General features: G+C 43.9%; 22 protein-coding genes. 15 read left to right on the top strand and 7 right to left on the bottom strand.

Annotation, left to right across the window (positions count from 1 at the left end; genetic code table 11):
- Positions 1–80 precede the first annotated feature (80 nt).
- Positions 81–1,913, top strand: coding sequence for an ABC transporter ATP-binding protein (locus tag ACM0OZ_RS15090; protein WP_414583632.1), 1,833 nt, complete (start codon positions 81–83; stop codon positions 1,911–1,913).
- Between the two features lie 105 nt (positions 1,914–2,018).
- Entirely contained in the window at positions 2,019–3,590 is a 1,572-nt protein-coding gene (locus ACM0OZ_RS15085) for a metallophosphoesterase family protein (RefSeq protein ID WP_414583631.1), read from the top strand.
- A 139-nt stretch (positions 3,591–3,729) separates the two neighbouring features.
- On the opposite strand, the gene ACM0OZ_RS15080 is transcribed toward ACM0OZ_RS15085, so the two are convergent.
- Entirely contained in the window at positions 3,730–4,491 is a 762-nt protein-coding gene (locus ACM0OZ_RS15080; RefSeq protein WP_414583630.1) for a glucose 1-dehydrogenase, read from the bottom strand.
- A gap of 514 nt (positions 4,492–5,005) precedes the next feature.
- Here ACM0OZ_RS15080 and ACM0OZ_RS15075 point away from each other — a divergent pair.
- Entirely contained in the window at positions 5,006–5,830 is an 825-nt protein-coding gene (locus ACM0OZ_RS15075; RefSeq protein WP_414583629.1) for an MBL fold metallo-hydrolase, read from the top strand.
- Positions 5,831–6,031: 201 nt separating this feature from the next.
- Entirely contained in the window at positions 6,032–6,793 is a 762-nt protein-coding gene (locus ACM0OZ_RS15070; RefSeq protein ID WP_414583628.1) for a class I SAM-dependent methyltransferase, read from the top strand.
- A 107-nt stretch (positions 6,794–6,900) separates the two neighbouring features.
- On the opposite strand, the gene ACM0OZ_RS15065 is transcribed toward ACM0OZ_RS15070, so the two are convergent.
- Both ACM0OZ_RS15065 and ACM0OZ_RS15060 read right to left on the bottom strand, forming a co-directional pair.
- Complete coding sequence (locus ACM0OZ_RS15065) at positions 6,901–7,188, bottom strand: hypothetical protein (protein WP_414583627.1); 288 nt, start codon at positions 7,186–7,188, stop codon at positions 6,901–6,903.
- Positions 7,189–7,215: 27 nt separating this feature from the next.
- Complete coding sequence (locus ACM0OZ_RS15060) at positions 7,216–7,674, bottom strand: VOC family protein (protein ID WP_414583625.1); 459 nt, start codon at positions 7,672–7,674, stop codon at positions 7,216–7,218.
- Positions 7,675–8,358: 684 nt separating this feature from the next.
- Between ACM0OZ_RS15060 and ACM0OZ_RS15055 the strand changes: the two genes are divergently transcribed.
- The 4 genes from ACM0OZ_RS15055 to ACM0OZ_RS15040 all read left to right on the top strand — a co-directional run bounded on the left by ACM0OZ_RS15055 (position 8,359) and on the right by ACM0OZ_RS15040 (position 13,375).
- Entirely contained in the window at positions 8,359–9,891 is a 1,533-nt protein-coding gene (locus ACM0OZ_RS15055; protein WP_414583624.1) for a hypothetical protein, read from the top strand.
- Between the two features lie 235 nt (positions 9,892–10,126).
- On the top strand, positions 10,127–10,741 hold the full coding sequence (locus ACM0OZ_RS15050) for a hypothetical protein (RefSeq protein WP_414583623.1): 615 nt from the start codon (positions 10,127–10,129) through the stop codon (positions 10,739–10,741).
- 295 nt (positions 10,742–11,036) lie between these two features.
- Positions 11,037–12,878, top strand: coding sequence for a hypothetical protein (locus ACM0OZ_RS15045; protein WP_414583622.1), 1,842 nt, complete (start codon positions 11,037–11,039; stop codon positions 12,876–12,878).
- 8 nt (positions 12,879–12,886) lie between these two features.
- Positions 12,887–13,375: a DUF4385 domain-containing protein gene (locus tag ACM0OZ_RS15040; RefSeq protein WP_414583621.1), complete on the top strand. Its 489-nt coding sequence runs from the start codon at positions 12,887–12,889 to the stop codon at positions 13,373–13,375.
- A gap of 116 nt (positions 13,376–13,491) precedes the next feature.
- On the opposite strand, the gene ACM0OZ_RS15035 is transcribed toward ACM0OZ_RS15040, so the two are convergent.
- On the bottom strand, positions 13,492–13,923 hold the full coding sequence (locus tag ACM0OZ_RS15035) for a DUF4278 domain-containing protein (RefSeq protein WP_414583620.1): 432 nt from the start codon (positions 13,921–13,923) through the stop codon (positions 13,492–13,494).
- A gap of 246 nt (positions 13,924–14,169) precedes the next feature.
- Between ACM0OZ_RS15035 and ACM0OZ_RS15030 the strand changes: the two genes are divergently transcribed.
- From ACM0OZ_RS15030 to ACM0OZ_RS15015, 4 genes are all read left to right on the top strand, one after another.
- Positions 14,170–16,329: a Tex family protein gene (locus ACM0OZ_RS15030; RefSeq protein ID WP_414583619.1), complete on the top strand. Its 2,160-nt coding sequence runs from the start codon at positions 14,170–14,172 to the stop codon at positions 16,327–16,329.
- A gap of 278 nt (positions 16,330–16,607) precedes the next feature.
- On the top strand, positions 16,608–16,949 hold the full coding sequence (locus ACM0OZ_RS15025; RefSeq protein WP_414583618.1) for a 2Fe-2S iron-sulfur cluster-binding protein: 342 nt from the start codon (positions 16,608–16,610) through the stop codon (positions 16,947–16,949).
- A gap of 269 nt (positions 16,950–17,218) precedes the next feature.
- Positions 17,219–17,620 (top strand): phage holin family protein, encoded by a 402-nt coding sequence (locus ACM0OZ_RS15020; RefSeq protein WP_414583617.1) that lies wholly within the window; start codon positions 17,219–17,221, stop codon positions 17,618–17,620.
- A 142-nt stretch (positions 17,621–17,762) separates the two neighbouring features.
- Entirely contained in the window at positions 17,763–17,954 is a 192-nt protein-coding gene (locus ACM0OZ_RS15015; RefSeq protein ID WP_414583616.1) for a YqaE/Pmp3 family membrane protein, read from the top strand.
- 154 nt (positions 17,955–18,108) lie between these two features.
- On the opposite strand, the gene ACM0OZ_RS15010 is transcribed toward ACM0OZ_RS15015, so the two are convergent.
- The gene (locus ACM0OZ_RS15010; RefSeq protein ID WP_414583615.1) at positions 18,109–18,888 is read right to left on the bottom strand and encodes a histidine kinase; all 780 of its coding nucleotides are present in this window, start codon (positions 18,886–18,888) and stop codon (positions 18,109–18,111) included.
- Positions 18,889–19,005: 117 nt separating this feature from the next.
- Positions 19,006–20,451 carry a serine aminopeptidase domain-containing protein gene (locus ACM0OZ_RS15005; RefSeq protein ID WP_414583614.1) on the bottom strand — a complete coding sequence of 482 codons (1,446 nt, stop codon included), beginning with the start codon at positions 20,449–20,451 and terminating at the stop codon, positions 19,006–19,008.
- A gap of 462 nt (positions 20,452–20,913) precedes the next feature.
- On the opposite strand from ACM0OZ_RS15005, the gene ACM0OZ_RS15000 reads away from it, so the two are divergent.
- Positions 20,914–22,128 (top strand): LLM class flavin-dependent oxidoreductase, encoded by a 1,215-nt coding sequence (locus ACM0OZ_RS15000; RefSeq protein ID WP_414583613.1) that lies wholly within the window; start codon positions 20,914–20,916, stop codon positions 22,126–22,128.
- A 302-nt stretch (positions 22,129–22,430) separates the two neighbouring features.
- Here ACM0OZ_RS15000 and ACM0OZ_RS14995 read toward each other — a convergent pair whose 3' ends face one another.
- A complete protein-coding gene (locus ACM0OZ_RS14995) occupies positions 22,431–22,643 on the bottom strand; it encodes a hypothetical protein (RefSeq protein WP_414583612.1) in 213 nt (70 codons plus the stop codon).
- 225 nt (positions 22,644–22,868) lie between these two features.
- On the opposite strand from ACM0OZ_RS14995, the gene petJ reads away from it, so the two are divergent.
- Entirely contained in the window at positions 22,869–23,216 is a 348-nt protein-coding gene (petJ, locus tag ACM0OZ_RS14990) for a cytochrome c6 PetJ (protein WP_414583611.1), read from the top strand.
- Between the two features lie 42 nt (positions 23,217–23,258).
- Positions 23,259–24,740 carry a cytochrome P450 gene (locus tag ACM0OZ_RS14985; protein WP_414583610.1) on the top strand — a complete coding sequence of 494 codons (1,482 nt, stop codon included), beginning with the start codon at positions 23,259–23,261 and terminating at the stop codon, positions 24,738–24,740.
- Positions 24,741–24,817 lie beyond the last annotated feature (77 nt).

Below are 24,817 nucleotides of genomic sequence, written 5' to 3'. Positions count from 1 at the left end.
GCCCTCAGCATTCTGGGGTGTCGGCATCTTAGGTACGGCGATCGCTGCAATCAAGGGCGATTTTACACTATAAAAATAATATGAGGATTCGTAAAAAACGTAACGCTCTGCGCCAATCTCTTGCAGTATTCCGGTACAGTGGACGGGCTGTAAGCTTGGTGTGGACTACTAGCCACTTTCTAACCATTATCCTTGCCACTTTAACTTTAGTGGCAGGTCTTTTACCCGCTGCTGTAGCTTACCTTGGTAAGTTAATTGTCGATGCTGTTGTTGCTGCTTCTCAAATTAATGCATATAACAACGATTTTGTCAATAGTTATCGCCCTTTGATGTATGTGGGATTAGAGGCGATCGCCGTTGCCGCTCTTGCAGGTAGTCAGCGAGGACTCACCGTTTGCCAATCATTGCTACGGATGCTACTTGGTCAGCGGGTAAATGTTCTCATCCTAGAAAAGGCGCTGACACTTGATCTTACCCAATTTGAGGACTCGGAATTCTACGACAAATTGACAAATGCACGGCGAGAAGCATCGATTCGTCCCCTGTCTCTAGTAACCCGCACTTTTGGCTTGGTGCAAAGCGCCCTGTCACTCGTGACTTACGGCGTTTTGCTGGTGAAATTCTCGATTTGGGCAGTGGTGATGCTGATCATAGCAGCTATGCCCGCATTCTTTGCTGAAACGAAGTTTGCGGGAGAAGCCTTTCGCCTATTTAGCTGGCGTGCGCCGGAAACCCGCCAGCAGCATTACTTGGAAACCTTGCTTGCTAGAGAAGATTTTGCCAAGGAAGTGAAACTCTACCAACTAGGGGATATGCTGCTGGGGCGTTACCACAACCTGTTTAATAGACTTTACGGTGAAGACCGCGAGTTAACGCTGCGGCGGGGACTATCGGGTTATTTGCTGAGTTTGTTGAGTACCGCAGCCTTTTACCTGGCATACGCTTGGATTGTGGTGGAGACGGTTGCCGGTAGAATTTCCCTAGGGGACATGACGATGTATCTTACCGTGTTCCGCCAAGGACAATCTACATTTTCCGGTGCCTTGACTTCTATCGGGGGAATGTACGAGGATAACCTCTATCTTTCCAACCTCTACGAGTTCTTAGAAGAGGAAGTGCCAAAAGCAAAAGGCAAAGCCACCAAAGGCATAATCCCTAAAGACGGAGTTCGCTTTGAAAATGTATCATTCACTTATCCAGGAAGTTCGCAACCTGCATTGAAAAACATTTCGCTACACCTGAAACCGGGAGAGAAATTAGCCATTGTGGGTGAAAATGGTTCTGGTAAAACTACGCTCATCAAGCTGCTTACCCGACTCTACACTCCAGATTCCGGACGTATTTTACTAGATGGTTTGGACTTGCAAGAATGGGATGTAGATGTGCTGCGGCGACGCATCGGGGTGATTTTCCAGAACTTTGTCCGCTACCAGTTCACCGTTGGTGAGAATATCGGGGTGGGAGATGTAGAACGCATGGAAGACAAAACCCGATGGCAAACTGCGGCTGAAAAAGGCATGGCGCTTCCTTTTATTCAACATTTGCCCGAAAACTTTCAAACTCAGCTTGGTAAATGGTTCAAGGGGGGACAGGAACTTTCTGGAGGTCAGTGGCAGAAAATTGCTCTTGCCCGTGCTTTTATGCGAACGAATGCAGATATTCTGGTTTTAGATGAACCAACATCAGCAATGGACGCCCAAGCAGAGTTTGACATTTTCAATCACTTTCGCGCCCTGACCAAAAATCAGATGGTATTTCTTATTTCTCACCGTTTCTCTACAGTGCGGATGGCTGACAAAATTGTCGTTATTGAAGCTGGGGAAGTTGTGGAACAGGGAAGTCATCAGGACTTGTTGCAAGCAGGAGGGCGTTATGCAACTCTGTTTTCTTTGCAAGCCGCCGGATATCAATAGTGTACGGGAAAGGGTGATGTTTCAAGTAGGGGCACAGCATTGCTGTGCCCCTACAAACGACCTGTAGTTATATTGAATGTTGACTAAAATTTGGGACTATCTGCTATGAAATGGATATTTGACCCACTAATTCCTGTGAAAATCCAAAAGATGAAGGAACGGGTACGGTGGCGACATCCGAGTGTTGTCCAACGTAGGATTGACCAAACCAGCATGGTTATAGATGATGGCAACTCGGATAATCCAGAATTCTCCTTTATAGTTATAGGTGATAGTGGCACCACGGAACATCACGGACATCACCCCCAACGGCGAATTGCTGAATTAATGCTTGCTCACCGTGAGGAGTGCCGTTTTGTACTCCACACAGGCGATGTAATTTATGTGGTGGGTTCTCATGAGTATTACCCGACCAACTTTATTGAACCTTACCGCGAGTTTCTAGTCGGTGGCGAAAACCCGAAACGCATTTCCTACGATCGCATGGTGTTTAACCTGCCAATTCTACCAGTCCTTGGTAATCATGATTATTATGATGTGCCGTTGATGTACCGCTTACTTGCAGGAAGCACACTACCACTGCGCCGTTTCTTCCGCTACAAAGATATAGAAATTGGCTGGCATGGATCTTACCAGGGTGACGCTTTTGCACGGGCATTTCTTGATTATATGGCGGCGATCGCCCCCGGTGAACAGTTAGAGGATCACCTAGACAACCATTATACTGCTAAGACTGATACAGGACGCTGTTTGCGTTATGAAACCGGACATTTTACCCGCTTACCCAACCGCTACTACACTTTCCGTTATGGTGGAATTGACTTTTTCGCGCTCGACTCGAATACTTTTAACGCACCATTACCACTTCCAGCCACGAAAGAAGGAGAAGCCGAACGCCGTGAATTGGTTCATCGTCAGCATGAGATAGAACAAGAGGAGATGCAAATTCTCGAAGCTTGCTCTCACCTCAACCCGGATATACCTGAACAAGCCGAACAACTTGATGCCCTCAAAGCTAAGTTATACCAAATTGACGAGATAAAAATCGACATTGAAAAACAATTAGAATCCCATAAAGGGTCATCTGTAGATTTTGAACAACTTAACTGGCTCAAGCAAAGACTTATTCTATCTTGGAATAGTAAAGAAGTACGCGGACGTATTATTTATTTTCATCATCCTCCTTACGTCACTGAGAAGACCAAATGGCGTCAAGCGCAAACCTTAGCAGTTCGTCGCCGTTTGCGTTGGGTTTTTGATGAAGTCGCAGACACTCTTGGTTCCCTGACTAAAGGGCGTCCGATAGTCGATTTGATTTTAAATGGTCACGCACACTGTCTAGAACATCTCCGGACTGTGGACACTGGACACGCTGACTCTTTCATCAACTGCATTATCTCTGGTGGTAGCGGTCATTACCCCAGGCGTCAGCGAAAGGAGGGGTCAGAATTGATGGAAACTTTTGAGGACAGTACAGATAATCCTACCCGTAAAGTTGCGGATTCTCTGTTATTTCTTGGTCGCGATGGTTACGATGAGCAAAAGCGACTACCGTATTCATTTGTACGAATTGATGTCAAAGATGGTAATCCACCCAAGTTTATTGTTAGACCGTATGTAGCTGAACGCTTTCAAGGAGAATGGTGCGATCGCCAACTTGAACCGTTTATCATTTGAATTTTGAGGTATAACCCAGATTCCGCACCGTTGTCATGTCATATACCAAAAGCTGTGGGCAACCAAAGGGCGATGGCGCAGACCATCCCATAGGGGCGATCGCACTACTTACATCGGCATTTTTGACCCAGATTTGTCTTCATTCTTCGTATATCATTTTTTTTGTCATGCCACCGTCAATTACAAAATTCTGCCCAGTAATAAATTCTGCGGCATGAGAAATTAAATACTCAATCATAAAAGCGACATCCTCGGGTTTGCCAACTCGACCTACTGGATGCTGAAGATGGTCAATCTCTGTTAATTCTACCTGCTTTCTTAAGGAAGACTTACGCCATTTACTCACATCAATCCATCCCGGACTAATACAATTGACTCGAATGTCTGGTCCAAGACTAATAGCTAAAGCATGGGTAAGAGCAACAATGCCTCCTTTTGAAGCGGCGTAGGCTTCTGTATTTTTCTCTGATTGAAGCGCACGAGTCGAGGCAATGTTAATAATCGTTCCCTTCGATTGACGTAAGTAGGGAATGGCATACTTAGACAACAAAAAACAGCCTGTCAAATTAGTTTGTATAACTTTGTGCCAATCTTCTAATGACAAATCTTCAATAGGAGGATTGTTTGGGTTAGAGATACCAGCATTGTTAATCAATCCATCAATGCATTGAAATTTCTCAATTGTGGTTTCAATACACTGCCGTGCAGAGTTTTCGAGGGAAACATTTGTTTCAATAAATAACAAAGATTCTTCAAAGCGATGAAATTCTTGCAGGCATTCTTTTCCTGCTTCACTATCAATATCTGCTATCACCACTCGACTACCACAAGAAAGTAAATGCTGGCTAATACATTTTCCAATACCTTGTGCGCCACCCGTGACTATTATAGTTTTGTCCATAAATATATAGCGCTTCTCGTTTGAATGAAGTCATTATTTATCTGTGTCCATCTGTGGTTCTCCTAACTTGATGTATTGCACTCAACCCCCGAACCGCTATAATTTTGGTTGTTTCAGCGTTTGATGTCGATTCCTGTTTTTTGCTAAGAATTGCACCCAACCACAACATTGTTATCCTCGTTACCCAAGCAAAACTTGACAACTTCCCGCGCTAGCTTGTTAAAGAACTTTCAACTCAAAAATTTTCCAATTTGTAGTGTTCCTGGAAAGAATGGTGGGTTACGGCGCACTTTAGTTACCATGTAAAACCTCAACTGTCATGCGCCTAACCCACCCTACATAATGGATAATTTATTTTTTGGTACTCCCTAAGCCCATCTCTGATTTGTCTGTCTCCCCATCTTAAGTCATCAACTTGTAGCTGAGATAACATTCCATGAGTTTGTAACCTATGGAGGACTAACAAGCCTACAAGGACTTATTAAAATCAGTCTAATGCTAAATGGAACCATTTATGCGTATTCATCATCTCAATTGCGGCTGTATGTGCCCGATTGGTGGACCCCTCTTTGATGGCTTTAGTCGCGGTCCAACAGCTCGCCTCGTCTGCCACTGCTTGCTCATTGAGACAAATCAGGGACTCGTTCTCATCGATACCGGCTTCGGTCAGCGCGATATCAAGGCACCTGACTCGCGCCTCAGCCCGTTCTTCATTTATTTGAATGGCATCCAGTTTGAACAAAAATACACGGCGATCGCTCAGATCGAACAGCTTGGCTTTCATGCCCGTGACGTGCGCCATATCGTCCTGACCCACCTCGATTTCGACCATGCCGGTGGTCTAGAGGATTTCCCGGAGGCGACTGTACACGTAATGCTGTCTGAGATTGAGGCTGCGAAGGAGCGGCAGGGCTTCATCGGATCGCGGCGCTATCGTCCAGGACAGTGGGACGAAGTCCAACACTGGAAGTACTATTCGGCTGGGGGCGAACCTTGGTTCGGCTTTGAGGCAGTGCGCGACCTCGACGGACTACCACCAGAGATTCTCCTCATCCCGCTTGCAGGTCATACGCGAGGTCATGCCGGCATTGCGATTGAAACCCCCGAGGGTTGGCTCCTACATGCAGGCGACGCCTACTTTTACCGACACGAGATGGGATCTACTAAACCGCGTTGTACACCCGCTCTGCGTGCCTACCAATGGCTGATGGAAGTGGATCGCAAGGCTCGGCTGTACAATCAAGAGCGACTACGCGCGTTATCGCTTGACCGTAGTAAGGGCGTACGCCTCTTCTGTAGTCATGACGCGATCGAGTTCAAAGCGTTCACCGACCAGTAAGCGCGGGTACCAAAACTAGAAAGTTCATCTATTTGGTACAGCCATCTATCGTCATGTTTTTAAGCCAATCCGTAAGTGAAATTACGGGCTTAATACCGCTGGCAGCAGTTGATTGTAAATCTGTGTACCTTGCCTTAAGCCGCCTCCGCCGTCTAGATGTGTGGTTTGATGTAAAAGAAATCAACTGTTGCAAAAGGTTTCATGAAAGCTAAACCAAAATATCATTTTTTACCTTTCACTCTAATTATCCTGCTGATGCTATGGTACTTGCTGCTTCACCCATCCAGGGTAGCGATCGCAGCCTCTGCATCTTCTACTGTTTACGAACAACGGGTTATTCACAGTCCAGATGGTATTGGTAAATTTTACATGGGTCGAGAGATAGCCAAAGTCATGGGGCATACAGGAGCTCTTTGGCTAGAACGACCAAGCCGAGAGGCTGAAGAACAGCCAAGCAAAGTTGTCAGCGCCCTCAATCTCAAACCTAACGATGTTGTGGCAGATATTGGTGCTGGGACAGGGTACATGAGCTTTCGTATTGCTCCCCTCCTCACAAAGGGAAAAGTCTTGGCTGTGGATATTCAACCAGAAATGTTGGATATTATTGAGTTTTTGAAGAAAGAGAACAATATCACCAACGTTGAGCCTATTTTGGCAACTCTGACCAACCCCAACTTACCACCCGAAAGTGTTGACCTAGCTTTGATGGTGGATGCATATCACGAATTTGAAAATCCACGAGAGGTGATGCAAGGGATTTTTCGGGCACTTAAACCAGGTGGTAAAGTAGCGCTGGTTGAGTACCGAGGTGAAAATCCCTTCATTATGATTAAACGACTACACAAGATGAGTCAAAGACAAACACAAAAAGAAATGCAAGCGGTTGGTTTAGTTTGGCGTGAAACCAAAAACTTGTTACCACAGCAGCATTTGATGGTTTTTGAGAAACCCCAGGCACAGTAGTACAAAATTCACCTATTGCAACCGCAGCCCATAACTCACACAGATATTACAGACTATTATCTGCGTCGAATGCTTTGTGCATCTGCGGTTAAAATCAGTTTTTCTAGTTAAGAACCAGGTGGAATCAGGCTAGCAGTTTTGGTATCACTATCCCAAACTATCCAGCCGAATTGATTGTCTAAATCAGTCGCATTATTTGTGACTTTAAAATTAATCTTTTCACCGTCTCTAGTTTCAACAGCGAAGTCGGCATTTTGAGCATATATCACCTTAAAACCTCTGTCTCGCAGGCAATACATCGCCCAAGCTTTTAATGATTGCTTGTATGGTTCGTGTGGAATTGGTGGCTTTTTAATTGCCTCTTCGATAACTTGAAATGTTTTTGGATCAGCCATTAATTTTCTTCCCCTCCTTCCCCTACCTTATGGATCACAACGAATTTCAATCATAAAGCCATCGGGGTCGTAGAAGTACACACCTCTACCAGTGGGACGGGTGACTGGTCCGTGGGCGATCGCAATTTGGTTTTGTCTTATGACTTCGACCGCTTGCTCAAACAACTCAGGGGCAATGTCAAACGCCAAGTGATATGCTCTGGTAAAAGTACGTTCCGGGTTTGGGTCTGGCGGTGGTAAGTCTGGTTCCCAAAATAAATCGAGAATTGTGCCATCTGGGGTGACGAAGTTAGCCACTTTCCCCTGTGCTACTAAGTCCACAAGGGTTGCGGGAACTTCATCACCAGTAAGTTCGTGCAAACCCAGAATAGTACTGTAGAAGTGACGAGAGGCTTGCATATCGTGGACGTTGAGGGCTATGTGATGCACTCGTCGCAGGTCGCCCAGACTCAGGGCACTTTTTAGGGATTGGGTACTTGGTAGCATGGCGGAACTCAATTGACTGACTGAGGTAGAAGCTACACTTAATGATATAAAAAGCTGGCTCTATTAACTAGCTACTATACCTATGTGGTTACTCAAGTTTATCAATATTCTGCTTGTCATTGAAATTGCGGGCTCTAGCCTTCTGTATGACCAGCAAGTGAAATTACCCCTGTAGGGTACAGGGGTAATTTATAATTATTAGATTTTCAATGTAAGAGAAAATCAACAAGAAGCTAATAGCACACTTTATCAACAGTTTAAGGCAAATGTATTTATATAGTAAAGCTGATTATTTATAATTTTTAAACAATATTTTTTTGCCGTTTTTCTACTTATTTTACTTATTCTTTTAACCTTTCCCCTTAGGTTTGATACTAATATAAAGGGATAAAACCAATACTTAATTTTAATTTATACCAACAGTAAAGTACAAAGTAGAACTGCAAAAATACAATTTTAAAAAACTTATTGTTACGTTAAGTTAGGTAGATTACCAAATCAAATAGACAGGGTAAATACGCATAATTAACTACGCCTTACGATTATAACTTGAGACAGACTCTGCCATTTAATATGTATATCCTTAGATCGGTTAACTTATTGTTTTTAATCGTTAAATTGGCGAGTGAAAACAATTTTTATCAAATAAGCGTCAAACCTTTTTGATTTAAGGAGACGATTGGCATGGTTGAGAGCAGGCAGGGTTCAGATAGGCAGAGTGTAAACGCTAACAGCATAACCACAGATCAAACTTATGGTGGTTCAGCAGGCACAAGCACAGATGCAGGGGTGTCGAGAATTGAAGATGCCAACCGCATTATAATCGGTCAACCGGGTGCAGGTTCAGCAGGCGCAAACATCGGTGCTGATGCATCTGGAAGCGTTGATGCTAACCGCATCATAACCGGTCAACCTTATGGTGGTTCAGCAGGCACAACCACAGGTACAGGGGTGTCTGGAAGCAGTATAAGCACAGGTCAACCGGGTGCAGGTTCAGCAAGCACAACCGCAGGTGCAGGGGTGCCTGGAAGCAGTATAAGCACAGGTCAACCTTATGCAGGTTCAGCAAGCACAACCGCAGGTGCAGGGGTGCCTGGAAGCAGTATAAGCACAGGTCAACCGGGTGCAGGTTCAGCAGGCGCAAACGTGGGTGCTGGGGCATCTGCAGGTGCAAATGCTTCTTCTGGGGGTCAAGCTGGTGCTCAAGCAGCAAACGGAGGCATCAATCCTCTAGTCACTAGAGCGCTAATAGGCGGACTCATTGGTGGTACTTTGGGGTCATTAGCTGCTGCGTTTGCTGGTCAAAGAATAGCTAAGGGCTTTAACGTTGCTGCAAAAGGTATAGGAGAAGCTGCAAAGACAATAGGTGGCGGTCTTAGCCAAACAGGAAAAGGTTTAGGCGAAGCGGCAAAGAGTATAGCTGAGGGTGCTACCCAAGCTGTTGTAGGTGGTACAGTGGACACCGCAAAGGGTGTCGCTGATGTAACTAAGCAAGCCGCACAAGGTGCATTGGACGTAGCACAGAATACAGCGCAGGGTGTTGCTGATGTAACTAAGCAAGCCGTAGCAGGTACAGTAGACGCAGTACAGAGTACAGCCCAGGGTGTGGCTGATGTAGCCCAGCAAGCCGTAGCAGGTACAGCAGACGCAGTACAGAGTACAGCACAGGGTGTTAGCCAAGCTGTACAAGGTGTAGCACAAGGTACAGCAGACGCAGTACAGTATACGGCACAGGGTGTTAGCCAAGCTGTACAAGGTGCAGCACAAGGTACAGCGGACGCAGTACAGTATACGGCACAGGGTGTTAGCCAAGCTGTACAAGGTGCAGCGGACACAGCAAAAGACACAGCAAACCGTGCCGCTGAGGGAACTAAGCAAGCCGCACAAGGTACAGCGGACGCAGTACAGAATACAGCCCAGGATTTTAACCAATCAGTACAAAGCGCAACCCAGAATGCCCAGCCATCTGGAAATCAGGGCAATCAATATCAAGGCTGGACAAGTGCAAGCAACCAGCAAAGCAACGCTAATGAAGTCGAGATGGATCGTACGCCGACGATCTACATTTCAGCACCAGACCCGATAGAGGGACTTGACGACAATCCAGTTACGCCTGTAGTTGATCCAACTCTATCTATTGATGCTGGATCAGTAGATGCTGATGAAAAAGACCCGCTTGAGGAAGAAATTGCTCGGTTTACCGATTACAACAGATAGGAATTTGACATTCCAAACGTCATCAATAAAACCTAAACACTGTAAAGACGGTAGCCTCTTTTAAATAAAGGTAGTCCTATAGGACTACCTGCAAACATAACAAGCTCGCAAGTTATACGATATAGTTTTTTGGCTTAGACTCAACCAAATTAAGGAAAAAGGTCTAAGTGTCGTACTGAACTGTCGTGTAAGCAGATGCGAATGAACCAGTTTTGGCACAAAGGAAACGATTATTATGGATGCGAACCAGCAGCTTTTGGATCAACCTCAAGGAAATATTGATTTAGCTACAGATCAACCTGATGCTTATCAAGTAGGTCAACAGACAAGTAATGGGTTATCTAAAGTAGCTATTGGAGCGCTCATTGGTGCTACGTTAGGCGCAATAGCTGGGGCTTTAGCTATTGAGGGTACAGCCCAAAAGGTTAACCAAACTGTAAAAAATGTAGGGGACAAGGTAAAGAATACAGCCCAAAATTTTAACCAAAATGTACAAAGTGTAGGGGACGCAATAAATACAATAGCTGTGGGTGTTAACGACACCACAAAAGATGTAGGGCAAAGCGTCAGAGGTTCAGCTTTGGGCGTTAACGAGACTGTAAACAATACAGTGACTGCTGTTAAGACTACAGCGGTGGGTGTTACCGACACGGTAAACAATACAATGGACATCGTCAAGGGTGCAGCACAAGGTGTTAGCAACTCTGTTACAAATACAATGGACGTAGCCAAGAGTGTAATTCAGCATGACACGCCATCTGGTACTCAAAGCGTTAACGTACCTAACGTACCTAACGTACCTAATGACCAGACGTCTTATATGTTAGTCCCAGTAGAAAACCAGAAGTGAGTTCTTGAGCGAACTATCCCGATCTACTGAATTTTAATTCTTGTAAAGGGTGCGGCAAAACAGAAATGTCTGGTAGTTTAGGGCAGTTATTAGCGTAGGGTGGGCAATCTCCACCCTACGGATTTACTTTATCTGTCTTTTGGCAGTTATTAATTGCTCATTGGCAGCAATGTAGGAGGATATACCTCTTTAGGTTGGTTGTAGTCTTACTGATGATTGATAGATTAATCATAAATAACTAGCTGCTTCAGTTAGGCGTTATGCTGTCTTGGTATAAAGGAGACAATTAATTACGATGGGTAATTACAAGCAGCCTATTGATAAGCATGACCAAAAGGCTGAGCGCATTAGGGAGCTACGCACAGTTCATCGAGCAGGTACAGGCATAGGTGGTGGGTTAGTTGGAGCAGCGATTGGTGGTTTACTCGGTCGCAAACTTGGAGGAATTTCTGGTGCTGTAGTGGGCGCAGTCGCTGGCGCTTTGGTTGGTAAGGGTACAGCTCAGCGTGTTAACCGCACTGTAGAAAGTGTAGTGGACGCCGCTAGGAGTGTAGCTGAGGGTGTTAACCACTCTGTAGTAGGTGTAGGTAATGCGTTAAAAGATACAATTGACGAGGTCAAGCCTTCTGTAGTTGGTGTAGTGGATGCAGTCAAAAATACAGTTGACGAGGTCAAGCCGTCTGTTGTCGATGCAGCCAAGACTGTAGCTGAAGGTGTTAAGTACAATGTTGACACTGTAACCAATGTAGGAGATGCATTAAAAGATACAATTGACCAGGTTAAACCCTCTGTAATCGGTGTAGTGGACGCTGCAAAAGGTACAGTTGAGGAGGTTAAGCCGTCTGTCATCGGTGTAGTAGATACATTGAAAGATACGGTTGACGAGGTCAAGCCATCTGTAGTAGGTGCAGCAAAGACTGTAGCTGAGCTTGTAAATAACTCTGTCAATGGTGTAGGCGATACATTAAAAGATACAAATCAACAGAACAATCCTTCCGTTACAGGTGAAGAGGACGCGACAAAAGCCACACCTGAGGCTGTAAACCACACTATAAAAGATACAGTCAACCAGGTCAAGCAATCTGTAATTGGTGTGGAGGAAACCGCCAAAGATACAGATGAGGAAGTTAAGCTGTCTGGTAATCACAACAACAAGATAGACGAAGCGCTGGTTACGGATCATCTGCCAAGGTCAAGCAACGAGCATCCTCTTAGTGATGATTTTATATCGTCTCATTGCCCACAATACGAAGACCCCACGCCGCCTGCGGTACTCCTTCCCGCACCACCTCCTCGCACTCCTTTGGTACCAAAACAAACAACAGAAGGTTTTTTGAGTGAGGAGTTGGGGGTGGAGTTTCATGAAAATAGTAAGTTATCAGATGAAGTTGATATTGAACCTGACATTAGTGAACAGGTTGAGCAAAATTTAAATGATTTACAACAGCCTCATAGTTTTCAAGAAATAGACATAAAAGAGCTTAAGAATTTTCAAGAAACAGACAGAAAAGAGATTGAGTATAAAGATATTCAACAGAAAGAAAAAGAATTTCAGCACAGTCAACAAGAAACAACTCAACAGGTTAGCCAACCAAGTATTCAACCACAGACTGAAAAAATTCAAAAAGCCAGTGGAATTATTGTTGGCTCAGTTATTTTAACTTTGATTGGTGTCACCTTTGGATTGAGCCAAAAACAAAATTCTTTAGTCATAAAAAAATCATCAGCATTTTCTCAGAGTCTACTTTCAACACCGGGAAGAACTCCAGAAACAACTCCAGAAAGAAATGCGCAAACAATGACTTATGGTTGGATTTTTATAGGTAATATTAACAAAGGCTCAGATTCAGAATTGGTTGGAAAACCTCTCATAAAAAATTCACAGTCTACTGATTCACCAGTTGTTCCATCTGTAGGGTCGGTAGTAACTGTAAATGTTGAACCAGGGGTGACGTTGAGGAACAATACACCACAAGCACCTAACTTTAGTCCTCAAGAACAAAAAGCTTTAGCTGTTCTTAAGCCTCAAGAAAAGCTAAAGATTCTTAAAGTAGAGTTGATCAAACCTCCCATTACCACTGAGTCATCAACAAAAGTTTGGGCAAAAGTCTATAGATGTGGTAGTGCTTGCTTGTAATGTCATGTATGTTTGATTATTCTTTAGATTTTCACAATATAGATTTTCGACAGCATCGTGAACTGTATCGCGTGGGTAAGGGCGAACAGGGAGTGCTTTTGGTAGAACCGTACAAATCAGAAATTCTTCCCTACTGGCGGTTTAAAACTCCGGAGATTGCTAGACACTCTAGCGAAAAAATTTACCAAATGTTTTTGACGTATTTGGAAGAGGATGATTTTGTTGGTGCGGATATGGCGCGGAAGTTTTTACAAATGGGGTACACGCGATCGCGCCGCTATGCTAATCATAAAAGTGGTAGAAAGTACAAAACCAATCCTCAAAAAGAATCTTCTCAAGAAGCCCAGATTCAAGCGAGAAAAGATATTTTACCAAATGAAGTAGATCCAGTGAAAGCTGAATCAGCAGCCATTTTCAAACAGAAGTGGATACAAGCAAAGACAAACGAGAAATATCTGCACCTTTTAGCCCAGCATAAACAAATGTACGAGCGTTAAGAAACAGCGTAAGGAAGCCACTCCTTTTTTACCTTATCTACCTTGTCTCCCTTGTCCCAACAACTGCGTGGTATGTTTGAACGCAAGCTCGTACGACCAGGGAGATTTTATTTGTATCAGGCGTTTCGTGAAATGGTGTGAATTTTTAAAGGGGTACCAAGAGGCTTTCCCGCCAATTCACCCTCAGTCCTTTTCTCAGTAGTTTCTGTCGCTTGCGAGCTAATGTACTGAGCCTTAGGTAGATGTTTAACCTCAGTAGTCGTAGGTTTAGAACTAACTGGGTCTTTTTTTTCGGTATAATCAACTATCTCGTAGTTGTCTTCCACTTGCTTGAGTTTATACTCATTTTGTTGCAAAAGTCTTTGAGTGGTGACCAGGGTAAAGATAAGGAGCATAAGCTGTATCTGCCAAGGTGCTAAGACCAAACTTAGGATTATACACACCAGTGCAAATATCCCCACAAAATATCCTATCTCGTCGCTACATTTTTTGAAGATGTAGCCACCAATTAAACCAGTGAAAAGTGGAATTAGGAAAAACAAAGCCATAGTTTTTCACCTCTGAAGTCTAAGCAGAAGCGTTTATATGTGCATATTAGGACTATTGTCGGTAGCAACTGTATTCAGTTTTACACCCTACGTTGTTTTAGCCATAACATGTGCTACCTATAACAACAGCGTATGAAGACAAGATTCCGAAATCCTCTGTTAAACTAGCTTAACACTTTCTGATTACACTATTTAATCTATCTAACGTATTACCTTAAAAAGTAGCGTTTTCAACTGAAACACCCGATGCTGAACATTCCTCAATTACTGGTTACTGAACTCAACCTTAAACCTTATCAGGTGCAAAACGCGCTAGAACTTTTGGCGGAGGGCGCGACAATTCCCTTTATTGCACGATATCGCAAAGAGCGTACAGGTGAGATGAATGAAGTCCAGTTGCGCGAAATTGAAGATAAGTATAATTACTTAACAGAATTAGAAGAAAGGAAATCGGTGATTTTGAATGGCATAGCAGAACAAGGTAAACTCACCGATGAACTCAAACAAAAAATTGAATCCTGTTTACAAAAAACAGAACTAGAGGATTTATATCTCCCCTACCGTCCAAAACGTCGCACTCGCGCCACCGCTGCTAGAGAAAAAGGACTCGAACCGTTTGCGGAGTTCATCAAGTCGCTGAACGTCAAAAATGGTGCTTCAGCGTCGCTGGAAGCAGAAGCGGCGAAGTATATCTCCCAGGAAAAGGGAGTCAAAACAGCAGAAGAAGCCCTCAAAGGTGCTTCTGATATCCTAGCGGAAGAAGTCGCGGAAAAAGCAGAACTACGTGCATATCTGCGGGACTACTTGCTGGAGGAAGGGGTGTTTGTCTCCCGCATCAAAGATGATCATCCAGAAGGGACAACCAAGTTTGAGATGTACCGCAATTATCAAATGCGGGTGAAAAATATCGCACCTCACAATCTGTTGGCGTTGTGTCGCGGTGAAGCAGAGGAAGTATTGAGTTTTGAAATTTCTTTTGATGAGGATGTGGTGCTTTCCTACCTGGAATCAAAAGAAATTAAAACGAAAGTCCGCGCAATTCGTGATTTTTATCAAGCGATGTTGAAGGATGCATTTAACCGCTTGATGAAAGCTTCTATTATGAGTGAAGTGATTTCACAGAAGAAAACCCAAGCAGATATTGAATCTATCAAGACGTTTGAAGCGAATTTGCGCGAGTTGCTACTGTCAGCGCCAGCGGGGATGAAACCAACGCTGGCTATAGATCCAGGGTTTAGAACTGGGTGCAAAGTTGCTGTACTCGATCAAACCGGGAAATTTTTGGAATACCAAGCGGTATTTCCCCATCAAGCAGCCGAACAACGCCAAAAAGCTGCACAAACTCTCAAAAATTTAATTGAGAAGTACAAAATAGAGTTAATCGCCATTGGTAACGGTACAGCTTCGCGCGAGACAGATGAATTTGTCTCGCAAGTGCTGCAAACAATCGAACGCAAACCAACTAAAGTCATGGTGAATGAGTCAGGTGCTTCGATATATTCTGCAAGCAAAGTTGCTTTAGAAGAATTTCCCGATTTAGATATTACCGTGCGCGGTGCCATTAGTATTGGTCGCCGCTTACAAGATCCACTCGCGGAACTCGTGAAAATTGATCCCAAGTCTATCGGTGTGGGACAATACCAGCACGACGTGGATCAGAAGTTGTTGAAAAAGAAGTTGGATGACACGGTTGAAAGCTGCGTCAACTACGTCGGCGTAGACTTGAATACCGCCTCCAAGGAACTTCTCACCTTTGTCTCTGGCATTACGTCAAGCGTTGCTAATAACATTGTCGCTTATCGTAACCAGCACGGCGCGTTTAAAAATCGCCGGGAATTGAAGAAAGTCGCGAAATTGGGACCAAAGGCTTTTGAACAAGCAGCCGGTTTCTTACGCATTCGGGGTAGTGACAACCCTTTGGATAATACTGCAGTACACCCAGAAAGTTATCCAGTGGTGCAGGCGATCGCATCCGACTTGGGCGTACCATTAAGTCAAATCACCCAAATTGGCGAAAAGCTGAAAAAAACTAATCTCAACAAATATGTCACCGACACCGTAGGCGAACCAACGCTACGCGACATCCTTAGCGAATTGGAAAAGCCAGGAAGAGATCCACGCGCTGAGTTTAAGTATGCCACATTCAAAGAGGGAATCAAGGAAATCTCTGACCTTAAAGAAGGGATGGAATTAGAAGGGATCATCACGAATGTTGCCAATTTCGGCGCTTTCGTTGATATTGGTGTGCATCAGGACGGTTTAGTGCATATCTCCCAACTTGCTGATAGATTTGTTGACGATCCAAAGAAAATCGTCAAGGTAGGACAAGTTGTGAAAGTGCGAGTGCTGGAAGTCAATGAGAAATTGAAGCGGATTAGTTTGTCGATGAAATCAGTTAAGCAGTAGATTTCTTGGAGCCAAAATGTAGAGACGCGCCATGGCGCGTCTCCAGGCGCGAAACCTTGCCTTGAAAGTCTATTTTTATGCTTTGTTATAAACTGTTGTAAGCGTAGCTGATGGACTCTCATACAAAAGTCAATTTTTGTAAAAATGAAACCACAGATGGTCACAGATGGACACAGATGAATTATCTGTGTCCATCTGTGTCTATCCTTGGTTATAAATACTCAATACAGGCTTTTGTAAGAAGTCTATTCATCTAAATCTCTTCTCAAAAATAGCAAATGGCAGTTTATCAAGTTCGACTCATAAATTCCGCAATTGGATTGGATCGCACTATCGAAGTCCCAGATGACCAGTATATTCTTGATATCGCCCAAGAAGCTGGTATCCGTTTACCATCTGGATGCAAACAAGGGGAATGTTCTGTCTGTGTTGCTAAGATAATCAGTGGAGAAATTGACCAAAGTGAGCAAAAGTTTCTGCGTCCAAACGAACTAGAGGCTGGCTACACTATTACCTGTGTTGCTTATCCTTTGTCGAATTGCACTTTAGAAACTCATCAAGAACAGCTCTTGTATAAATCATCGCTTTACTTTCAAGCAAATACTGCACCTCTAGAATAGTTATAGAGGAAATTTATAGAGCTAAGTATAAAATCATTATAGGGTGCCTAAGTTTTGGTTAACGCACCCTAAAAATTTAAGATTTTCTTTATAAACAACCTAGCGCTAAACTTTCCACTTTATTTCTAACTCTTCACTGTAAAGTCTTTGAAAATACCAGCCAAATGGAAGAAGAGAGATATGCCTTGTAAGAGAGGTTAAGGTGCAACACATCGTTGAATATAGTTGTAGTGCTTTAAAACTATCTTTTTGCTTTTTAGGTAAGAACAATGATGGTAACATTATTCACCGCGCTAGCAACAGCTTTAAGCTTGCTAATTGTTGATTTAGTTGTTCCAGGTGTTAACATTGCTAACTTTCCAGCAGCTTTAATTGCTGCTTTGGCTATTGGCTTAATCAATGGATCAGTTAAGCCAGTTCTTTCGACTCTTTCTTTGCCACTTAACTTTCTAAGTTTTGGAGCATTTTCACTCATTGTTAATGGCATTTGTTTCTCTTTAGCAGCATTTTTGATTCCTGGGTTCCAAGTTCACGGACTCATTGCTTTTCTTCTCGGTCCTGTCGTCCTTTCTTTTGCTAATACTTTCATTACCAAATACTTTGCTGAAAGAAATTTGGCTTTACCTGGTACTCAAGATGCAAAGAACAAAGCAGAACTGCCTTCCAGCTAAATATCAGGAACCACTTGTAGAGACAAGAATAATTTTGTCTCTACTCTATCCCGAAACAAGATAACTCCTGTGGAGGAGTTCTTCATTCGGTTAATTAAAGAAAATGAAAGTGAAAACAATTTAAGAAAGTAGCAGAAATCCCATGAAATTACTTCGTTTTATTCTAGGTTTGGTCGTGCCTCCTTTAGGCGTTTTCCTAACAGTCGGTGTTGGTCCTACTCTGTTGATTAACGTTTTACTTACGCTTCTTGGTTGGCTTCCCGGTAGTATTCATGCAATTTGGGTCATTGCTAAGTACGAAGAGAAACTGGACAGAGGGGGAGAAATATACTAACCTTTTGCACTATTGGTAGTCATCCTCCTTGAAATTGCAAAAAAAGACGCTAAAAAACTGTAGAGACGCGGCATTCATGTCGCGTCTCTACTTTAAATTATGTAAATGTAAAAATTAGGGTAGGCATTTGCCTACCCTGTCGCTGGTAGTCTACCTATTTTTTAACAGGTTCTTTATCTTTCAACCTGTCAGCCGCTGCATAGAGTAACTCCCTTAATATTTGTTTGATTTGACGCTCTTTTTTAGCGATCGCCGTACCTGCTTCACCAAGTTTTTCGTCTATCTGGGTACTTTTTTCTTGTACCTGTGCAACTACCACTTCTGCTTGTGGACGGGCTTGGTTAAACCAGTTTTTAGCTTCGTCTAAATATCCTTGAACTTCCTCAGTACGTCCGCCATAACGTGCGGCTAAATTAGCTTGTACTATAGCAAGTTGTGCTCGCAGTTGGGCATAGCGTTTCTTTAACAATTCTGCTTCATCACTATTTTTGATGCCATTGATAGCCGATTCAATAGCACTTTTTGCACTAGCAGATTTTTCTTTACTTGTGTCTTGAATTTCTACTAGAATTCCTTCAACTTCTTGCTGAATTTTTTCTTCTTCTTCATCTAATTTAGCTTGTAGCTGCTTAACTTCAGCTTGAGTTTTAGCAATCGATTCGTGTCTTTTACTATTAACTGCTTCCAAGGCTCCCTCAATGGATGCCGTCACTTCTTCTTTCACGTCGCTGCCTTTTTCTTGTAAGTTTTCAATGACAGTAGAGACAGCATCTTTAACAAGGGTGCGAAGTTCAGTAGAACCTTCTTTAAACTCAGAAACTACCTGAGAAAGTGCAGATTTTACAATTTCTCGAACACGTTCGGCTCTGACTTGTCCGGTTTGTTTTGCTTGTTGCAGGTCGTTTTTAATTTGCTCTTTGATATTATTAGTCATCTTTAATGCTCTTTGAGATTTAACTTATAGAAATTTATCGAGAGTATGTCTCTTCTTTATCGTGACGCAATATTTTCTAACGCGGTACATCCTTTAGGTAGAATAGATAGAAAACAACTAGCTAGCTAAAGGAAAGGCAGCAGCTAATATCCAACCAAACAATAACGCGCTACCAATGCCATAACTCCAAGGTTCTGCAAACAAGCTGGCAACATAAGAAAAAATACTCATAACCAAGGGAAACAATGGCAGTAAAAGGTAAATGAAGCCGAGTTCAGGCAACAAGTAAAGCACCAAAATAAAACCCCCTACCAAAATCACACTTTGTCCTAGCCACCACAGAATTCGTCGTCCAACTCCAACGCCTTGTTGTGCAACTCCAGATGCCAAAAACCAAGGAAAACAAGCAAGTGACATGAGGGGAAACAACTGAAAACGTGGTGGAATCAGCCACCACTGCAACCACAGCACCTGCGCCATTGCACCAAAGGCAACCCACAATACTACAAATAGCCCTACACCTAGCCCCACAGTTCGTAGTGTAGGACGCGGCAAGCGAGACATGACAGCCAGCCAAACGAAACCCGCAGCACCGAACCAAATGCTCACCGCACCACCTACCAGCAAGCCACCTAAACTGTTAATATCTCCACCACGACTCAACAATGCGAGTACACCGCTTGCGACAAATGGTGCAGCCAGTAAACCTGTCCAACTTCTTAACTGATGAACTTTCAGCTTATCTGGGGTGGCGTGCAAAACAGGCGCAACTGCACCAAGTAAAGCCAACCATGCTAGCAAGTGCAGGAAATACCAAATCATCCGATAGTCAACATAGTTACTGCTGCGTTGCACTCCAAACGTGGCATCAAGCCAGTTTTTGGCAGCTTGCTGGCTAGCATCGCGGAATAAAATGGTGATGTGTTCAGCGTTGGGAATGACGACAAGCGATCGCCCCCTTCCCTCAGCAAAGTTGTCATTTTCTCCTCCCGCCGTCCTCAGCAACCGCTGTGCATTGGCAACAAAGCGACCTTCCCAAGTACCAGCTTGCAACTGCAGGTTACGCGGGGCTGAGGGCGTGACATTTGCACCCGTGGGCGAAACCGCAACAGTTGCAGCAAAACGGTTGACATCGCGGATACCCGCCGACATTACCGCACCACTCCCCATAGAATGACCCAGCAACGCCAACCGCGACGAATCTACTTCTGGTTGTTCCAAAATTGCTGCATAAGCAACATCTAGGTTTTGCTGGAGTGAACCACGTTCCAGTGGTTTGGCGTTCGCCCCATGACTGTCAAAATCCCATAGCATCACAGCATAACCTGCGTGTGCCAAAACGTGAGCGTAACCCAACATCAACTGCTTGGAACCCGCATAACCGTGCGCTATGAGGACACCCGGTATCTTCTGGGCGTTGGGTGGCGCAAGGTACAGCATCGGTACTCCTTCACGTTCAAGGCTACGCACCACTAACCCAGTACGCGCTGTAATGACACCCCACCAAGAAAAGGCAATCAGCAGCAGTGCGGCGATCGCCAATAATAAACGCTTGCGATTCATCTAAGTTGTGATTTTGCAGACACTCTAGATGATAATCAACAGATAGAGCATCAAAATTCTACCCAGCAAAGGAGATTTAGTTATGTAGGAATGGCACGCTTGTTAAGACCAAACTCTTGTGCCGACTCGTTAAGAGCCTCCGGACTCTTAACACATTTTGGGAGGCTGCTGCCTGGCGTTAAAATATTGCAGGCAGCAGCCCGGTAACGAGAAAAAAAGCTTAATTTCAAAGGGTTTTACGTTAACAAGCGTGCCATTGAGTTATATAGCTTGTAGAAATCACTTACTAGGCGATGCCAAGAATGACTTTGAAAGCAGTAAAAGAAAGTTTGTAGTAAGGGCTGTCTTCCCTTAAAATCCTCGTCCTAAGAGATGATTTATAAAGTAAATCTTAAGAGGCGAGACGATTTAGCATGAGTCGTACCATTGCAGCATCGCTTCCCCTAGAATAAAGAAATTTCTATGAAGTTTGATGTCTTTTTCTCCATTTGCCAAACAGAGATTAACGGTTACCTTCCCAATGAACGCACCATGTTCCATAATTTCTTTGACCAAGTGAGTCATGCAGATGAGCTTGGTTACGAAATAGCTTGGGTGGCAGAGAGTCATCTTTCATGTGAAGTTCAAAAACATAATCCAAATCCTGTTATTCCCAATTTCAAAAGCGAGATTGGTCTCAATACCGATATTCTCCAGTTAGCCCATAAAATTTTTGCTCTTACAAAACGCATTCACGTAGGTTCAGCCATTCGCAATATCCTTGTCAACGGTGGTCCGATAGCTCATGCTGAAGCCGTGAAAACGTTTCTTACTCTTCATGAGTTAGATCCAACTGAAAATCGTCTTATTCACCTCGGTTTTGCCACTGGACGTTTTCCCTTTTCCAATGCTCCTTATGGCATCGTTCCCCGTTCTGCTGTCGAAAACGCAGCTTGGCATGTCATCAAGGTAAAACTTTTTCAAGAAGCCACCGAAATTTTCCTACGCTTTGTTAAGGGTGATATTTTCTCATCACAAGAGGTCAGATCCAAAATTATCAGTCGTGAAGACTTCAAGAGCGATCAGGAATGGTCAAAAGTTCTTCAGGCATATGGTAAACAAGTGAACCAAATCGAAATTCCCCCTTTCTGGAATTTTGACCGTATTGGTATTATCCCCGCTCAAGCATCTCTTAATCTGTTGCGGTTAATTATTGGTTCTCATAACCCTATAACTCAGGAGTTGGCAAATACTATTTTACCTTGTAGAGTTTTTAACCTTTCCATCACACCGGAAGCACACATTGAAGAAACTCATCGACGCATGAAAACCAAATTTCATTCAGATGGAGGAGAATGGCAACGTTGGTATATGCCACGCACCGTTCTGGTTTTTATCGATAATACTCCCAAAAAGTCTATTGCTCAAAGACGGGCAATAGCACGCGCAAGAGCTAATCAAGCACTGCACGCATATTGGCAAGCAATTGAGGGAACGCTTGATCCACAAAAGATTATCAAAGCTACAAACAATGCACTAGTTGGAACTCCAGAGGATATCGTTCTACAAATACGAGAACGCTTTCATCCAGAAGATCGTCTTATGCTTTGGTTTGACTTCTTTAATCACAACAACGAAGAAGTTAAAGAAAGTATGACTCAATTTATGAGAAATGTTTGCCCTTATTTTGATTCATAATTTCATGTCCGGTAGCATCGGTTGTGTATAGTGGGGTTGGGTAAATCTTGCTCAAAATATAGTCATTTATCAGCGTGTCAAATGTGCTCTCTAACGGATCTGGGTTTTGCATGATTTTTGTGCCGACTTGGACGGTGTTCGGTGTGCACCAAAGTATTTCTCACGCTTGTAACGCAGCCACACCCGCAACACTTGCGGAATCTGTTCTTTTTGTTCCTTGCGATCGCGTATTGTAAAGCGGAACAATCAGGCTTCTGGCTGTCCTTGTCGCTGACTAATTGAAACTTTCTGTTCAATTGGGGCTAAAAGGAGTAAAAATCATACAAGGTAAGGGTTTGATGGAATAATTGCTTTTTGTTGCGATTGGCTTTGGCACTGGGTGTAAGCCCAGTAGTATAGTGCGAACCTGTAAGATTGTGACAGACGCTAAATATAGCTCCTGGTATCGCTGCTACTGGTTCAAAATGTGCTAGAGCTAATGCTACAGCACTCACCAGAATTTTGCATTCCCACATAATCGAAATTGTACGGCAAATAGCTGTTGATTTACCTGTAATAGCTGCGCCGATATAACCTAAGATTAACCCCAGAACATTATGTAAAATTACCGCTATGATTACTATTGGTGTGATGAATAACTTATCGCGATTTCAGCCCACAATCGTACCAAGAATCCAAGCGCTCGCTGACATGCAAACTAGGGGTAGTATTTTTAAAATACAACCTAATGTAATATCGAAATGAATATCAAATTGAAAAAACTACTCACAATTATCTTACTAACACTCATTGTCTTAAATCTGAACTTCATTCCTACAGCATTAGCCGCAGATACAGCTAATGGCGAAAAAATATTTAGTGTTCAATGTGCTGGTTGTCATATTAACGGTAGCAACATTGTTAGGCGAGGTAAAAACTTAAAATTAAAAGCACTCAAAAAATATCATATGGATTCCATTGAGGCAATTTCCTCGATTGTGGCTAACGGTAAAAATAATATGTCAGCTTACAAAGACCGTCTTACCGAGCAAGAAATACAAGATGTATCCGCTTATGTTTTAGAGCAAGCTCAAAAAGGCTGGCGTTAGTTAGAATATTTGTCCATAAAACTACGAACTGTTCTACGAACAATGACAACAATCACCGCTCAACCGAAATGGACCGTACCTGGACCTCGCCCTTTCCCAATTCTGGGACGCTCTGCTATGGTCTGGCGCTTTGCCACAGACTCGATAGGAGTATCGCATTCTCTGTTTCAAACCTATGGTCCGGTGGTCTCTCTGACAGCAGGCGGGGGCACTAATTTCTACTCGCCGCTCCCCAACTGTCCTGGCACAGTGTTGACCTACGGTTCGGAATATGTTCGTCAAGTGACTAGCCAGCACGAGATTTACTACAAGTATCCCTTGTCCGGGAGGTTGTACAGCAAGCGGGATGATTCAAAGCGGACAGAACCGCTCAAGCACTTTGGCGCGGGGCTGTTTGGTGTCAACAGTCTAACTCACCGCCAGCACCGCCAGCTTTTGATGCCTGCGTTTCATAAACAGCGAATCGATTCCTACCGCGACGATATTGTTACTATGACCCAATCGGTTCTGGAGCAATTGCCGATTAACCAGCCAACCGACATTGCTGAGGTGATGCGACTCCTCACCCTGCGCGTAGCCACCAAGACTCTGTTTGGCAGTGATATTGGTGAGGAGGGGGGTACAACCACCAAGATTTTACAAAAAGCTTTCACTTTAGAGGGTAGTGTTGGGGTTGCTCTGTTGCCCTTTGACTTACCAGGGCTACCGTACCATCACTTACTCAATTTAATGGCGCAACTGGATGACGAAATGCGCGTCCTCATTCAGCGTAAACAAGCGAGTAGCACTGATGATGGGGATGTACTCTCAATGTTAATCCAAGCACGGGATGCTGAGAGTGGTGTGGCGCTGACTGAGGACGAACTGCTCGGACACGTAGGTGCAATCTTTGCGGCGGGGCATGAAACCAGTGCCAATGCCCTCACGTGGACGTTATTTCTGCTTTCACAACATCCAGAGGTAGCCGCCAACTTGCTTGATGAACTCCAGAGCGTGTTGCAGGCAGAAGCACCAACTGTTGAGCAGTTGCAGCAGTTACCGTTGTTGGAACGAGTCATTAAAGAGAGTATGCGGGTGTTGGCTCCTGTACCCTGGAACGGGCGTGTTACCTCGGTTCCGACTGAACTCGGAGGTTACGCCTTGCCAGCCGGAACCGAGGTTTTCGTCAACATTTACCAGACCCATCATATGCCCGAAGTTTATCCAGAGCCAGAGAGATTTAATCCCAAGCGCTGGGAGGGATTTGAACCCACGATGTTTGAATACAACCCCTTTAGTGCTGGGTCACGCATCTGTATCGGAGCTGGCTTTGCGATGCTGACCATTAAGATTGTAGTGGCAATGCTCCTACAAAAATACCGCCTGCAATACCTTCCGCAGCAAAGAGTTGAACGCTGTGGTTTTATTGTCATGACTCCCAAGCACGGGATGCCGATGATGGTTCACAAGCAAGACCGCCAGTTTGCTCAGGGAGTGGGTGGTGTGCGGGGAAATGTGCGCGAGATGGTGCAGTTGCCAGCATGAAACAGCCAGCGCACTCGGCATCCATGATACTCTCAAACAAGACCTAAAATTTTTGTCGTTCAATAGTTGGAGGACGG

The organism is Scytonema sp. PCC 10023 (assembly GCF_963920835.1).
GTDB lineage: Bacteria > Cyanobacteriota > Cyanobacteriia > Cyanobacteriales > Nostocaceae > Kalymmatonema.
Note: the sequence above shows the minus strand (reverse complement) of the source record. Positions and strands in the feature narration are given on the sequence as shown.

Coding starts and splice junctions, on each gene's coding strand:
- ACM0OZ_RS15050 (WP_414583623.1), top strand. CDS start 10,127: ATGGATGCGAACCAGCAGCTTTTGGATCAACCTCAAGGAAATATTGAT.
- ACM0OZ_RS15080 (WP_414583630.1), bottom strand. CDS start 4,491: ATGGACAAAACTATAATAGTCACGGGTGGCGCACAAGGTATTGGAAAA.
- ACM0OZ_RS15020 (WP_414583617.1), top strand. CDS start 17,219: ATGATGGTAACATTATTCACCGCGCTAGCAACAGCTTTAAGCTTGCTA.
- ACM0OZ_RS14995 (WP_414583612.1), bottom strand. CDS start 22,643: ATGTGGGAATGCAAAATTCTGGTGAGTGCTGTAGCATTAGCTCTAGCA.
- ACM0OZ_RS15075 (WP_414583629.1), top strand. CDS start 5,006: ATGCGTATTCATCATCTCAATTGCGGCTGTATGTGCCCGATTGGTGGA.
- ACM0OZ_RS15060 (WP_414583625.1), bottom strand. CDS start 7,674: ATGCTACCAAGTACCCAATCCCTAAAAAGTGCCCTGAGTCTGGGCGAC.
- ACM0OZ_RS15010 (WP_414583615.1), bottom strand. CDS start 18,888: ATGACTAATAATATCAAAGAGCAAATTAAAAACGACCTGCAACAAGCA.
- ACM0OZ_RS15015 (WP_414583616.1), top strand. CDS start 17,763: ATGAAATTACTTCGTTTTATTCTAGGTTTGGTCGTGCCTCCTTTAGGC.
- ACM0OZ_RS15005 (WP_414583614.1), bottom strand. CDS start 20,451: ATGAATCGCAAGCGTTTATTATTGGCGATCGCCGCACTGCTGCTGATT.
- ACM0OZ_RS15035 (WP_414583620.1), bottom strand. CDS start 13,923: ATGGCTTTGTTTTTCCTAATTCCACTTTTCACTGGTTTAATTGGTGGC.
- ACM0OZ_RS14985 (WP_414583610.1), top strand. CDS start 23,259: ATGACAACAATCACCGCTCAACCGAAATGGACCGTACCTGGACCTCGC.
- ACM0OZ_RS15030 (WP_414583619.1), top strand. CDS start 14,170: ATGCTGAACATTCCTCAATTACTGGTTACTGAACTCAACCTTAAACCT.
- ACM0OZ_RS15055 (WP_414583624.1), top strand. CDS start 8,359: ATGGTTGAGAGCAGGCAGGGTTCAGATAGGCAGAGTGTAAACGCTAAC.
- ACM0OZ_RS15070 (WP_414583628.1), top strand. CDS start 6,032: ATGAAAGCTAAACCAAAATATCATTTTTTACCTTTCACTCTAATTATC.
- ACM0OZ_RS15090 (WP_414583632.1), top strand. CDS start 81: ATGAGGATTCGTAAAAAACGTAACGCTCTGCGCCAATCTCTTGCAGTA.
- ACM0OZ_RS15025 (WP_414583618.1), top strand. CDS start 16,608: ATGGCAGTTTATCAAGTTCGACTCATAAATTCCGCAATTGGATTGGAT.
- petJ (WP_414583611.1), top strand. CDS start 22,869: ATGAATATCAAATTGAAAAAACTACTCACAATTATCTTACTAACACTC.
- ACM0OZ_RS15065 (WP_414583627.1), bottom strand. CDS start 7,188: ATGGCTGATCCAAAAACATTTCAAGTTATCGAAGAGGCAATTAAAAAG.
- ACM0OZ_RS15000 (WP_414583613.1), top strand. CDS start 20,914: ATGAAGTTTGATGTCTTTTTCTCCATTTGCCAAACAGAGATTAACGGT.
- ACM0OZ_RS15045 (WP_414583622.1), top strand. CDS start 11,037: ATGGGTAATTACAAGCAGCCTATTGATAAGCATGACCAAAAGGCTGAG.
- ACM0OZ_RS15040 (WP_414583621.1), top strand. CDS start 12,887: ATGTTTGATTATTCTTTAGATTTTCACAATATAGATTTTCGACAGCAT.
- ACM0OZ_RS15085 (WP_414583631.1), top strand. CDS start 2,019: ATGAAATGGATATTTGACCCACTAATTCCTGTGAAAATCCAAAAGATG.